The organism is Bacillus sp. R45 (genome assembly GCF_021729365.1).
Taxonomy (GTDB): domain Bacteria; phylum Bacillota; class Bacilli; order Bacillales; family Bacillaceae; genus Bacillus; species Bacillus velezensis.
Genome location: NZ_CP091421.1, coordinates 1,820,771 through 1,834,369 on the forward strand (window position 1 = coordinate 1,820,771; position 13,599 = coordinate 1,834,369).

The window sequence follows — 13,599 nt, forward strand, 5'->3', positions numbered from 1 at the left end:
ACAGCAAAAATGACAGTAAAAGATATGTAAAAGGGAGGTTAAACATGGAGGCTTTCATCAGTGAAATCATAAATGTTCCAAATGATTTTATTTGGAAGTATCTTGTTTATATTTTAGTCGGGATCGGATTGTACTTTACGTTCCGTTTTCGCTTTATTCAATTCCAGTACTTTTTTGAAATGTTCAGAATCGTCGGGGAGAAGCCGCAAGGAAATAAAGGAGTGTCTTCAATGCAGGCATTCTTTATCTCAGCAGCTTCTCGTGTCGGAACCGGAAACTTGACCGGCGTCGCGCTGGCGATTGCAACAGGCGGTCCCGGCGCAGTATTTTGGATGTGGATCGTAGCGATTGTCGGTATGGCTTCCAGCTTTGTGGAAAGCACCTTGGCGCAGCTGTATAAAGTGCGTTCCGGTGACGAATTCCGCGGCGGTCCGGCATATTACATGGCAAAGGGACTGGGCGCCCGCTGGCTCGGTATTTTATTCGCCGTATTGATTACCGTTTCTTTCGGACTTATCTTTAACGCGGTGCAGTCAAATACGATTTCTGTGGCGTTTGACGAAGCATTCCATGTGAATAAAACAGTTATCGCAATCATTTTAGCTGTATTAACGGCTTTCATTATATTCGGCGGTCTGAAGCGTGTTGTTTCCGTCTCGCAATTAATCGTTCCGGTTATGGCGGGAATGTATATTCTGATCGCGCTGTATGTCGTGATTGTAAATATTACGGCGGTACCTGAGCTGCTTGTTACGATTGTGAAAAATGCGTTCGGTCTTGAGCAGATCGTCGGCGGAAGCTTAGGAAGCATCATTATTATCGGAGCGCAGCGCGGCCTGTTTTCAAACGAAGCGGGAATGGGAAGCGCGCCGAATGCCGCAGCAGCTGCACATGTGTCGCATCCGGCTAAGCAGGGATTAATTCAGACCCTCGGCGTGTTCTTTGATACGTTTATCGTTTGTACATCGACTGCTTTTATCATTTTATTGTACAGCGTTACGCCTAAAGGCGACGGCATCCAAGTGACGCAAGCCGCACTGCAGCACCATCTCGGCGGATGGGCGCCGACATTTATTGCGATTGCGATGTTTTTATTCGCATTCAGCTCAGTCGTCGGCAACTATTACTATGGTGAAACGAATATTGAATTTATTAAAACAAGCAAAACATGGCTTAATATTTACCGCGTATTCGTCGTAGTGATGGTGGTATACGGATGTTTGGCTGACTTCCAGATTGTCTGGGACATGGCAAACTTGTTTATGGGACTCTTGGCTCTCATTAACTTAGTGGCAATCTTACTGCTGAGTAATGTAGCCTACAAGATCTATAAGGATTATGCCGCTCAGCGCAAAAAAGGTCTTGATCCTGTATTCAAAGCCGAGAATACTCCGGAGCTCAAGCATATTGAAACATGGGCGGAAGAAGAAGGTACAAGCCCTGAACGTAAGACTGCTAACTGAGGAAACATGCATACAATTTTCAAAAAACCCCTTACATTTTGTTGTGAGGGGTTTTTTATGTGAAAAACCGGGTTATTTTTACTGAAAACAGATTTTTTTGAATTTATTGTATTTTTCTCTTGTATATGTAAGGGCTTTCATATAAAGTTTAACTAAACCGGTTTACCAAACCGATTTAGTCTTAAAGGAAAGGAGTATTGATGTGGCTTCTGATTATGGCATTTTTACGATCGGTGATGCGATGATCACCTTAAATCCCGCAAGCACAGGACCTTTGCGTTTTGTTACCCATTTTGAACGAAAAGCAGGAGGAGCTGAACTGAATTTTGCGATTGCATGCGCCAGATTGAACCTGCACTCAAAGTGGGTCAGCAGACTGGGGAAGGATGAGTTCGGCAGAGTGATTTATCAGTTTGCCAAAGGAGAAGGAATTGATGTGACTGACGTCTCCTTTGTTGAAGGCTTTCCTACATCTTTGAATGTCAAAGAGATCAGAAATGACGGTTCAGGCAAGACGTTTTATTATCGTTTCAATTCACCAATTCTGACTCTTGCACCGGAAGATATAACTGAGAATATGTTTGACGGCATTCACATCGTTCATCTTACCGGTGTGTTCCTCGCGCTTGATAAGAAAAATCTTGAAATTGCTGAAAGGGTGCTTTCTATCGCCAAAGCAAGAAAGATTCCCGTATCTTTTGATCCGAATATCAGGCTGAAGCTGTGGACGATTGAGGAGGCACGTGCGGCATTTCATCAAATCTTTCCGCATACTGATATTCTTCTGGCGGGCCGGGACGAAATGAAACAGCTGACAGGTATAGGAGAAAATGAAGCATTAGCCCGGTTTGCAGAGAGCTATTCAATCAGTCAGCTTGTCATAAAAGACGGTGAAGCGGGTTCTGCGCTGTATCATGATCATAAGTGGGTTCACAAAGAGGCTTTCCCGGTTGCGCCTGTCGACACGGTAGGAGCGGGTGACGGCTTTAATGCCGGCTACCTGTACAGTTATCTACATGGTTTTGAACCGGAAAAACGTCTGGAGTTTGCAAATGCGGTCGGTGCGCTCGTCACCACAGTTTCCGGTGACAATGAAGGGCTTCCCTGCCTAGAAGAGGTTCTGTCATTTGTAAACAAAGAGACTGTGATTGAACGGTAGCAAGCACAACTTAAAAAGCGGGTGAAAAAATGAAAGCGGTTCAAGTACGGAAAGCATATGATCTGATGGTGACGGAATGTGAGAAACCGTCTGTTGTCCACGCGGATGATGTTCTTGTCAAGGTGAAGCGGGTCGGAATTTGCGGATCAGATTTGCATATTTATCATGGGACAAATCCGTTAGCGTCCCTGCCGAGAGTAATCGGACATGAAGTCACAGGGGAAGTCGCAAAGGCCGGTTCTCATGTCCGGCGTTTCAAGCCGGGTGACCGGGTAGTGATTGAACCGATATCTTATTGCGGAACATGCTATGCCTGCCGGAAAGGACGTCCGAACGTCTGCAAAGCGCTTTCGGTGTTCGGCGTTCATGAAGATGGCGGGATGCGGGAATATATCGTGCTTCCGGAAAAGCAGCTGTATGCTGTTTCGCCCGATCTACCCTGGGAGGAAGCGGTCATGGCAGAACCATATACGATCGGCGCCCAGGCCGTTTGGAGAGGCCGTGTCGAGAAGGAAGATACCGTTTTGATTCAAGGAGCGGGGCCGATCGGAATCTGCATATTAAAAATGGCAAAGTTCAAAGGCGCTTCCGTCATGATAACCGACTTGAATGATGAACGCTTGGCCTTCGCTGAAAAAAACGGTGCGGATGTTACCGTCAACGCGCAAAAAGAAGATCCCGTTTTGCGGGTGAACGAATGGACAAAAAATGAAGGCGCTAATGTCGTCATTGATGCCGTCTGTCTCCCCTCAACGTTTGAAACGTCAATTGACGCAGTGTCTCCGGCCGGTCATGTGGTTGTGCTTGGTTTTGATGAGAGGACTGCCGGCATTTCTCAGCTTCCGATCACAAAAAAGGAAGTCACGATCACCGGTTCAAGATTGCAGACGAATCAGTTTCCGTACATTACAGACTTACTGAATAAAGGCCTGTTAACGCACGGCGGTCTTATTACACATACATTTTCAGCAGATGACGTCCATCAAGCATTTCAGTTGATCGAACAGCACCCGGGCAAGGTGGGAAAAGCAATCATTACGTTTGATTAAAGGAGGAGCGAGAATGCTGCCTAAGTACGCTATTTACGAAAAACTTCTGCATGCACAAGTGGTGGCTGTCATAAGGGGACAAAACAGCCAAGAGGCGCTTGAAGTTTCAAAAGCGGCCATTTCAGGAGGTATCAGCGCTATTGAGCTTACATACACAACTCCTGAAGTGGAAGATGTCTTTAAGGAACTCCGGCATCAAGATATTCTTCTTGGAGCCGGTTCTGTAATGGATACCGAAACAGCGAGACACGCCATTTTATCAGGCGCCTCATTTATCGTCAGCTCTCATTTTGTAAAAGAGATAGCATCTCTATGCAACCAGTACAGCGTACCGTATCTGCCGGGATGCATGAGCGTGTCTGATATGGCTTTGGCGCTCGAAGCCGGATGTGATGTGGTAAAGCTGTTCCCCGCTAATTCGTTTAATCCCTCATTTATCAAGTCGGTCAACGGACCTCTGCCGAATGTCCGCATTATGCCGACCGGGGGTATCTCATTAAACAGCATGAATGACTGGCTTTCTGCCGGAGCGGTCGCGGTCGGAGTGGGAAGCGACTTGACAAAAGCATATCAAAAGGGCGGCTATGAAGCTGCCGTATCCCTCAGCAAAGAATACGTCTGCCGAAAAAACGAATATACGGGGGTGTAACATGAATATCACGTTTCGCTGGTACGGCCAAGGTAATGATACGGTGACGCTTGAACATGTCAGACAAATTCCCGGGGTCAAAGGCATCGTCTGGGCTCTTCACCAGAAGCCCGCGGGCGAAGTATGGGAAAAGGAGGACATTGAAGCCGAAGTCAGATTCATTCAATCCTATGGGTTTCATGCAGAGGTCGTGGAAAGCGTGAATGTTCATGAAGCCATTAAACTCGGCCATGAAGAACGCGGACAATATATTGAGCACTATAAACAGACCATTCGCAATCTGTCCGAATTCGGCGTGAAAGTCATCTGTTACAATTTCATGCCGATTTTTGACTGGACGCGTACTGATATGTTCCGCGCACTGGAGGATGGGTCAACTGCTTTGTTTTTTGAAAAAGCGAAAGTGGAAAGTCTCCCTCCGGAGGAACTGATCCGCACGGTTGAAGAATCTTCTGATTTGACGCTTCCCGGGTGGGAGCCGGAGAAAATGGCCCGGATCAAGGAACTGTTTGAAGCCTATCAAACGGTCGGTGAAAAACAGCTTTGGGCCAATCTAGAATTCTTTTTACATGAAATCCTTCCTGTAGCGGAGGAACACGGCATTCAAATGGCCATTCATCCGGATGATCCGCCTTGGTCAATTTTTGGCCTGCCCCGTATTATCACCGGTGAGAAAAGTTATGAAAAGCTGCGAGAGATTTCAGATTCACCCGCCAACTGTATTACGTTGTGCACGGGTTCGATGGGAGCGGATCCCGCCAATGATATGGTGAAGATCGCCAAACACTATGCGGGAGCTGCGCCGTTTGCCCATATACGAAATGTGAAAATCTGCGATAACGGTGATTTTACGGAAACTTCGCATCTTACCAGTGATGGGTCCATTGATATTACCGGTGTGGTAAAAGAATTGCACGGCCAAGGCTACAAAGGATATGTACGGCCTGATCACGGCCGTCATATCTGGGGCGAACAATGCCGACCGGGCTATGGTTTATATGATCGTGCCTTAGGAATTATGTACTTGAGCGGACTGTGGGATGCGTTCTCGTCTCATGAGAAAGAGGTGAAGAGATGAGACCGATTCATGAACGTTTATCAGGAAGAACCGCTGTCATAACAGGCGGGAGCGGTGTTCTCTGTTCAGCAATGGCAAAGGAGCTTTCACGGCAGGGGATGAAAATTGCGATCGTCAGCCGGAATGCTGATAAAGCAGAGCGTGCGGCGGGCGAGATTGCTGATGCTGGAGGAACCGCGGTTTCTGTACCGGCTGATGTTTCAGCCCGTGATTCGCTCGAAAAGGCAAAAGACGAGATTATCAGCCGGTTCGGTTCTGTCAATCTTTTAATTAACGGAGCCGGGGGAAACCACGCTGATGCGATCACTGCCAATGAGACGTATGAAGAGGATGAGCAGGGCCCATCATTTTTTGATATGGACGAAACGGGGTTTTCCAGCGTATTTTCAAGCAACTTTACCGGTGCATTTCTGGCATCGCAAGTGTTTGGAAAAGACCTTTTGAAGGCGGAATGTCCCGCGATTATTAATATTTCTTCTATGAGCGCGTATACACCGATGACAAAGGTGCCTGCCTACAGCGCGGCTAAGGCGGCGGTTCAGAATTTTACGATGTGGATGGCTGTTCATTTCGCGAAAAAAGGGCTGCGGGTGAATGCCATCGCTCCGGGTTTCTTTTTGACTGCGCAAAACCGTGAGTTGTTATTACAGGAAGATGGAAGTCTGACAGACCGATCCAATAAGATTATGGCACATACACCGATGAAACGTTTCGGGAAACCGGAAGACCTTCTGGGAACGCTCCTGTGGCTATCGGATGATTCATGCTCAGGCTTTATCACCGGGGTCACCGTTCCCGTCGACGGAGGTTTTATGGCTTATTCGGGAGTGTGACAGAATCCAGTTCCCTGTCAGATTGTAAACTATTTACTTCTGACTTATACTAGTGAAAAATGAAGACAGACGGGGATGAGTCTATGAAAACCATTACAATTTCTGATGTGGCGAGATATGCAAACGTATCTAAAAGCACCGTATCTCAATTTTTAAATCAGCGCTATGACTATATGAGCGAGAAAACGAAACAAAAAATAGAAGCGGCCATTCATGAGCTGAACTATCAGCCGAATTTCGTCGCCCGCAGCTTAAAACAGAAATCAACATTTACGGTAGGTGTGGTGGTGGCTAATATTCTTCACACCTTTTCCACTCAGGTCATCAGGGCGGTGGAAGACTATTTTCATGAACAAGGATTTCATATTATTGTCTGCAATGCGGATGATGAACCGGAAAAAGAAAAGAAATATATTGAAATGCTCAGGGCCAAGCAGGTGGACGGAATTATTATTTTTCCGACGGGCGAAAATCTCTCCTTATATGAAAAGATGAAACGCGATACGTTTCCGGTCGTGTTTATGGACAGAACCATTGAAGAACTCGGGATTCCGACAGTAATGCTTGATAACCATCATGCAGCCGGTCTTGCCGTTGACCGGTTTATCGAGAGCGGCATTAAGAGAATCGCGATTATTACGACGTCCATTATTCGGGAAATCAGTCCGAGGGTAGAACGGATTGAAGGGTATAAAAAGGCGCTTGACCGCCACGGAATGATGGTGCGGAACGAATATATCAAAACAGCCGATGCGGCTGATATTTCTAATGTTTTGTCAGAGCTGTTCTCACTTCAGGAGCCTCCGAAAGCGATATTGGCGGCAAACGATATCGTTCTTGTTGAGGTGCTGAAGTATATGAAGGAGCATGATATGACAATCCCGGGTAAGGCAGCCGTCATCGGAATTGATGAAGTTCCTTTTGCGGGTTTTTTTACTCCTCCGATTACGACGATCGTCCAGCCTGCGGCAGAAATGGCGCGAAAAGCGGGAAGCCTTCTTCTTTGCCAGATACAAGAAAAAGATAGCGGTGAAAAACGGATTCACCGCTATAAACCGGCGCTTCTGGCAAGGCAATCCGGATAACCGGTTTCATTACATAAACCGGTTTACTCCGGCAATTTAAATTATGAAATAAGAGGGAGGGATTTTATGTTCTCAAAGGATAGATTCCCTATTATTCTTCTTTTATTTTCAGCCGGGGTGATTAACTATTTAGACCGTTCAGCGCTGTCTATTGCGGCGCCGTTCATACAGCAGGATCTCACATTGTCTGCAACCCAAATGGGGCTGATTTTCAGCAGTTTTTCTGTCGGATACGCTGTGTGTAACTTCCTTGGCGGTGTTGCATCTGACCGGTACGGGGCTAAATTGACATTGTGTACGGCGATGATCGTTTGGTCTCTTTTCAGCGGGGCGGTTGCGCTTGCTTTCGGATTTGTAAGTCTTTTGATTATCCGTGTTTTATTCGGTATGGGCGAGGGGCCGCTGTCGGCTGCCATAAGCAAAATGGTCAACAATTGGTTTCCTCCGTCTCAGCGCGCCACGGTCATCGGCCTGACAAACAGCGGCACGCCGCTCGGCGGAGCGATTTCCGGCCCGATTGTCGGGATGATTGCTGTGGCATTCAGCTGGAAGGTTTCCTTTGTCCTGATCATGATCGTCGGTTTAGTCTGGGCGTTTATCTGGTTTAAATTTGTCAAAGAACGGCCGGCACAGACGGAAGACACCCCGGCAATGAAAGCGGCGGTTCAATCGCATGAGCAGCATATCCCGATGACCTTTTATTTAAAACAAAAAACGGTTCTCTTCACGGCTTTTGCCTTTTTCGCCTACAATTACATCTTATTTTTCTTCTTAACATGGTTTCCGAGCTATCTGGTGAAAGAACGCGGATTAAGTATTGAATTTATGAGCGTGGTGACTGTTATCCCCTGGATTCTTGGATTTATCGGTTTGGCGGCAGGCGGAATGATTTCTGATTATGTATACAAAAAAACCGCCGGAAAAGGGGTTTTGTTCTCACGGAAAGTCATTCTTGTCACTTGCCTGTTCGCTTCCGCTGTACTGATCGGATTTGCCGGACTTGTTACCACTGCCGTAAGTGCCGTTATTCTCGTTGCTTTATCAGTCTTCTTTTTATATATAACGGGCTCTATCTATTGGGCGGTGATTCACGATGTGGTTGATCAAAGGAATGTCGGGTCAGTCGGCGGCTTTATGCATTTTCTTGCAAACACGGCCGGTATAATCGGGCCTGCTTTAACCGGCTTTATCGCGGATAAAAGCGGATCATTCTCGGGGGCGTTTTTGCTTGCAGGCGGATTAGCTGTTTTGGCCTCGGCTGCGGTAATCCGTTTTGTGCGTCCGATTATCATTCAAACAGTCTCTGAAGATAAAAAAGACACGATACCTTATTCATAAGTCATCAAAGCCACTGAGGCTGTCCTGCCGATAACGGGATGGCCTTTTCGTTCTCCCGCTTGATCTGTTCCTATGATAATATAGGAATTGTTTACAAAAGAAGGGAAGAGGAGGGAGCATGAAACAGAAGCCGATATATGTCGAAATCAATATTGCATCTGATATAGAAACGCTTTGGGAATATACGCAAAACCCGCATCTTCATAAAGAATGGGATCTGCGTTTTTCTGACATTACATATCTTCATAGGCTGCCAGATGAACCGCAGAGATTTCTATATGAAACACGAATCGGTTTTGGGCTGAAGGTATCCGGCACAGGCGAATCAATAGGTGACATAAGGCCTCGCTTGTCAGAAAGAGTGTCTTCGCTCGCTTTTGCCTCTGATCATCCGCTGTCACTTATAAAAGAAGGCAGGGGCTACTGGAAGTATATAGAGCGGGATAACGGACAAACCTCATTTTTGACTCAATATCAATATGAAACGGCCCGCGGTCTGCCGAGAAGTTGGATAGACCGGTTTTTATTTCGTCCTCTGCTAAGCTGGGCTACCGCATGGAGCTTTGATGCGTTGCGGCTTTGGATAGAACAAAACAGACATCCGAAGATATCGGTCCGTTTCGGATTTGTCTATGTCTGTATGTGCCTCGTATTCAGTCTGTATTGGTTTTTTCAAGGCTTTCATGATGGCTGTGCCGATGCAGAGATCGTGAGGGGAGCCTTGGAGACAGGGTTAGGGGTATTATGGCTGCTTCCCATGCGGAGAAAGTGGCTGATTCACGCCGGGCAGTCAGTCTTCTTTTGTGTAACGGCACTGTTATATTCCGGCGGCGGATTCTTGATCTCATTAGGAGTCCTTACGATAGCCGGTATGATTCTTAAGCTCAAGCTGCCGAGCGCCTGGCATACAAAACGAAAGAGAGAAGTGAAATGACGGATTCAATGTATGAAAAAACGATTACTCATTATCAATCACTGCACCCGATGCTGCAGAAACGGTACAGATTTGACGGATCACGCACGTTTTGCGGAGAAGGCGTTATGTCAGAAATAAAGGGAGGTTCTTTTCTTGTCAGAATGCTTTTAAAGACCGGTGTTTTTTTTAGATGTTTTTTCTCAGAGAGGGGAAACGATATCCCTTTTACTATCGAAAACAAAAACAGGCAAAATGGCGTGGAATGGAATCGTACCTTTTTCTTTAAAGGCAAAACGCGTTTTTTTGATGCGGTCATGGAATATGATGAGCGGGAAAACAGAATTCTTGATTACTTCGGCAAACCTCACATCCTACTGTCTGAACTGCATTTAGAAGCGTCTTCAGACGGAGGGCTTGTTATTACATCCGGAAGGCAGTGGCTCCTGATAGGCGGAAAGAAAATCCCGCTTCCGGCATGGCTGTGCGGGAATTCAACCGTTTATGAGGCTTATGATGAGGAAATGAATTGCTTCAGCATAAAGGTTCATGTGAAAAACCGGATACTCGGCACGCTTTTCTCTTACCGGGGGACTTTCCGGGAAACAGAGGGAGAAACATGCTGAAGCGTCACCTCATGGTAAGCGTTGTTTGCTTTTTGGGATTTGCGGCGGCTGAAGCTCCGCATATATCAGCGGCTGAGACGTTTGTTTTATTTTCCGTGCTTTTTTTCGTTCCCGCTGTATTCTGCTTTGCTTTTCGGCCGTCAAAGACCTTAGAGAATGTGTGGTTACGGAGTTATCCTGTTGCCGCTATATGTGCGGCGCTTGCGCTTGTCACAGGCTTCAGCTTTTTTGCCTTTGTGTGGTTCATTTATACGCTTGGACTGGCACTGTATGCTGTCCGCCGGCTGATGAAAACAAATATTCACAGAACAGAAGAGATGTCAGTTATGGCGGGTTTCATTTATTTGGCCGGGGGCGGATTCTGGTTCTTCGCATATGTCCTTGAGATTCCCGTCCTGAATTTCGGCCCGCTTATCGTTCTGCTGACGGCGGTGCACTTTCACTATTCCGCTTTTCTCATTCCGATCTTTAACGGATTGCTCGGCAGGATCATACGGGAGAAACGCGGACTTTACCGGTGGAGCACAGTCATTATTTTGATTTCGCCGGTCCTAATTGCCTTGGGGATTACATTTTCAAAGACACTTGATGTGATTGCTGTCGCTCTGTATCTTGCGGGTCTGTATGTAAATGCATATCTCGTCTTTAAGGCGCCGTTTGTTACGAAAACAGGCAGGATCTTGATCAGGAGTTCTTCGGCTGTGTTAATGATCACAATTGCTTTTTCTTTGATATATTCGTACGGTGTCTACCGCGCAGAGGCAACGCTCACGATCAGCCAGATGATTTGGATTCATGGGGCCGTCAATGCATTCGGCGTTATCCTGCCGGCTTTGGCGGGGTGGAGAATAGAAAATCCTAGACCGTTCGATGAGAACAGTGAAAGAACGTTCAGCAGAATTTACGGGAAGGGAACGATAGGCAAAGATTTTTTGACTGACATTCATGCAGCAAATGACATCCATTATACCGGCCTTCAGGATCAGCTGAGAGAACTGCATTCTGAAGACTTTTCAACTGAAAAGCTGGCGCCGGCCGTTATTTCCTTTTATGAAAAGACAATTGATTATGACATCATGGCGAAAGTAACGTGGAGCGGTTGGTTTCGTCCGTTCGCGCGCGTGTACGAGCCGTTCAGCAGAAGAGCGGGGCAGATTCATCTGTCCATGAATCCGGATTGGTATATCATGCACAGTGATATTATAGGAGTTGACTCTGACAAAGACGGCAGAAAAAATGTCCGTGCGTGGATCAGAACAAATGAAAAGCAGGAAACCGTTTTTACTGCGCTGTATTCAGCGTACAGGGCAAAAGGGGAAGGATACATGAATATCGCTCTTCCGCTGCCGTACGGCCAAATGACGGGCATTTTAAAGCCTTATGCGCGTAAGCAGAATCTTGTTTTGACAAGCAGACGGCGAAAAAGCGGAGCGGGAGATGAAGGGATTTATCTGCAGACGAAATGGGGGACGTGTCATCTTCCGCTGGCAGAGACATTTCTTATTTCAGCCCAGAGCGAAACAAGCCTGAAGGCCGTTCATCATATGTGGCTGTTCGGACTGAAATTTTTAACTGTGCATTATCGGATCACTCATGCTTCCGCAGGTAACCGAAGCAAATAATAAGCTGCAGAGCCGTCTGTTTATCAGGCGGCTTTTTCTCATGCAAAGATTCCTACATTGAGCGGCATGATGAAGGCAGCCGGGCAGATGTCCCTGCTGAAAATCTTGTTTTTGTCCATTTTAGCCCATAGCATGATTTTTACGACAATGTTTGGCTTCACGACGGCATATTGGAATGTCGATTGAGTCTGTTCTGGCGGGCATGAGAGCAACATCGATGGGGCATACCAGGCGCTTTATGCACTCGGTATTTTCGGGGGACCTTGGTTGCGGGATTTTTTTAAAAATGATTGGCTGGGCTCACAGCCGGATTTTATTTCGTGGCAGTGCTTTGGCTGGCGGCTGTTCAAGCTTGCTTTTGCGTTAGGTTTTTCAGCTGAATCAAAACTAGCGCTGTAAACATTTTTATACGTGTAACGCAATAACTGCAATAACACAATGTGCGATTATTGCAGTTATAAATTTCTCTTCTTTGTCTCAATAACTAAAGTATACTTGGTTCATGAGACTTATAATTCATTTCTCATTATAACTTCCTAGAATATATATTATGTAAACTAGAAATTGTGAAGAGAATATAAAAGTGGATCCATATATTCTAACAGCTTCCCCTTTTTGTAAGGTAATATTAAAAAACCTCTACGTCCTTAATTGGTTATAAAGGTTTTTCAGTTTGAGTATTTTCATCGGTTATGTCACTTGTTGCTGGTCTTCTTGATCAAGTCCACGCCATCGTATGCCAGACTTTCCACACCTGCAGCTTTCTGCAGGATGTAATGATCAAAAAAGTTCTTCGTATAGTCTGTAACAAGATTTCGCATCTCCGTGGCATTCCGTTCGCCTCTAAGTTCCTCATTCACACTGGTAAACACGATGTCGCAGTAATCTAAATGCGCAGCACGATCAACAGAGAAATAATCTGTCCTTAAAGATGGAATTCAGCTCTCCAGAGTCCAGTTTGACAAGATAATCGGCTGCATACCTTACATCTTCCGCCTGCAATTCACAATACTTTGTTAACTTGCCAAGAATCGGCAGTGTAAACACGTTATGGCACATCTCAATGGCAGTTTCATCGTCAGGACGCATCGCCATCTTACCAGCCAACGCCATCATCTCCGGATCTTCAGAAAACGCCATAATAACATCCGAAAAATCCTTTGATACATTAAACAGGCGCCCATCTTTACGCTTATACATCGTGCTATTCTGATGGCCGATGCTTACCACAACATATCCCACGCTTGCCAAGTCTGTACAGATCACTGTGCCCCATTCTGAAGAACCGCCCCCGCCGCAAACATAGAATAACACCGGATAGCGTTTTTCCTTCCCGGAGAGAGCAAGGCCGTCGTAACATTGGGTCTTGATATCTATAGAGTAAGCATTCTTCCGCGCAGTGAGAAGCGGCTGCTCATCAAGCATTTCGCAGACTTCAGGAAACATGTACGTTGATGTAGTCTTCCCTTCGCTGCTGTCGGACGGATAGTACACAAACGCCGTCAGTTCTCTTTTTGTATGATCTGATGCCGTGTACTCAAAATCAGTTGGGTGCGGCCGACAGTATAGCCGCCGATTGGCTCTGGAAATGCGTCATACCTTTTCATTCTCTTGTTCCTCCTTAAGTAATAAAAGTGGCGGATGTGAAATACATACATTGCGCTATAAACACTTTTCAAAACTGTAAAACGATTACATTATATGTTGAGTGAATCATATCTACTCCTTCACGTAAACCTCCATGTATTGCTGTTTAAGATAATAAAAGCGGACATCGTTGCTGA

Annotated in this window: 11 protein-coding genes and 1 pseudogene; 11 read left to right on the top strand and 1 reads right to left on the bottom strand. The window is 46.1% G+C overall.

Annotated features, from left to right (window positions below; all coding sequences use genetic code 11):
- Window positions 1-44 precede the first annotated feature (44 nt).
- From L3V45_RS08915 to L3V45_RS08965, 11 genes are all read left to right on the top strand, one after another.
- Complete coding sequence (locus tag L3V45_RS08915) at window positions 45-1,463, top strand: alanine/glycine:cation symporter family protein (protein ID WP_032858584.1); 1,419 nt, start codon at window positions 45-47, stop codon at window positions 1,461-1,463.
- Window positions 1,464-1,665: 202 nt separating this feature from the next.
- Entirely contained in the window at window positions 1,666-2,622 is a 957-nt protein-coding gene (locus L3V45_RS08920; RefSeq protein WP_057080740.1) for a sugar kinase, read from the top strand.
- A gap of 29 nt (window positions 2,623-2,651) precedes the next feature.
- Window positions 2,652-3,671, top strand: coding sequence for a zinc-binding alcohol dehydrogenase family protein (locus tag L3V45_RS08925; protein WP_236837353.1), 1,020 nt, complete (start codon window positions 2,652-2,654; stop codon window positions 3,669-3,671).
- A 13-nt stretch (window positions 3,672-3,684) separates the two neighbouring features.
- Entirely contained in the window at window positions 3,685-4,320 is a 636-nt protein-coding gene (locus L3V45_RS08930) for a bifunctional 2-keto-4-hydroxyglutarate aldolase/2-keto-3-deoxy-6-phosphogluconate aldolase (RefSeq protein ID WP_003153952.1), read from the top strand.
- A 1-nt stretch (window position 4,321) separates the two neighbouring features.
- Complete coding sequence (gene uxuA / locus L3V45_RS08935; RefSeq protein WP_057080742.1) at window positions 4,322-5,398, top strand: mannonate dehydratase; 1,077 nt, start codon at window positions 4,322-4,324, stop codon at window positions 5,396-5,398.
- Window positions 5,395-6,231, top strand: a complete 837-nt coding sequence (locus L3V45_RS08940) for an SDR family oxidoreductase (protein ID WP_046559609.1) — start codon at window positions 5,395-5,397, stop codon at window positions 6,229-6,231. Before uxuA ends, L3V45_RS08940 begins: the two co-directional genes overlap by 4 nt.
- Window positions 6,232-6,314: 83 nt before the next feature.
- Window positions 6,315-7,316, top strand: coding sequence for a substrate-binding domain-containing protein (locus L3V45_RS08945; protein ID WP_043867163.1), 1,002 nt, complete (start codon window positions 6,315-6,317; stop codon window positions 7,314-7,316).
- 66 nt (window positions 7,317-7,382) lie between these two features.
- Window positions 7,383-8,654 carry an MFS transporter gene (locus L3V45_RS08950; protein WP_014305081.1) on the top strand — a complete coding sequence of 424 codons (1,272 nt, stop codon included), beginning with the start codon at window positions 7,383-7,385 and terminating at the stop codon, window positions 8,652-8,654.
- Window positions 8,655-8,772: 118 nt separating this feature from the next.
- Window positions 8,773-9,588, top strand: coding sequence for a hypothetical protein (locus tag L3V45_RS08955; protein WP_236837354.1), 816 nt, complete (start codon window positions 8,773-8,775; stop codon window positions 9,586-9,588).
- On the top strand, window positions 9,585-10,193 hold the full coding sequence (locus L3V45_RS08960) for a DUF4166 domain-containing protein (RefSeq protein ID WP_060674247.1): 609 nt from the start codon (window positions 9,585-9,587) through the stop codon (window positions 10,191-10,193). The genes L3V45_RS08955 and L3V45_RS08960 overlap by 4 nt, the downstream gene beginning before the upstream one ends.
- Window positions 10,187-11,815: a YndJ family protein gene (locus L3V45_RS08965; RefSeq protein ID WP_236837355.1), complete on the top strand. Its 1,629-nt coding sequence runs from the start codon at window positions 10,187-10,189 to the stop codon at window positions 11,813-11,815. The genes L3V45_RS08960 and L3V45_RS08965 overlap by 7 nt, the downstream gene beginning before the upstream one ends.
- A gap of 695 nt (window positions 11,816-12,510) precedes the next feature.
- On the opposite strand, the pseudogene L3V45_RS08970 reads toward L3V45_RS08965, so the two are convergent.
- Window positions 12,511-13,422: pseudogene (locus tag L3V45_RS08970) on the bottom strand (alpha/beta hydrolase).
- Between the last annotated feature and the right edge of the window lie 177 nt (window positions 13,423-13,599).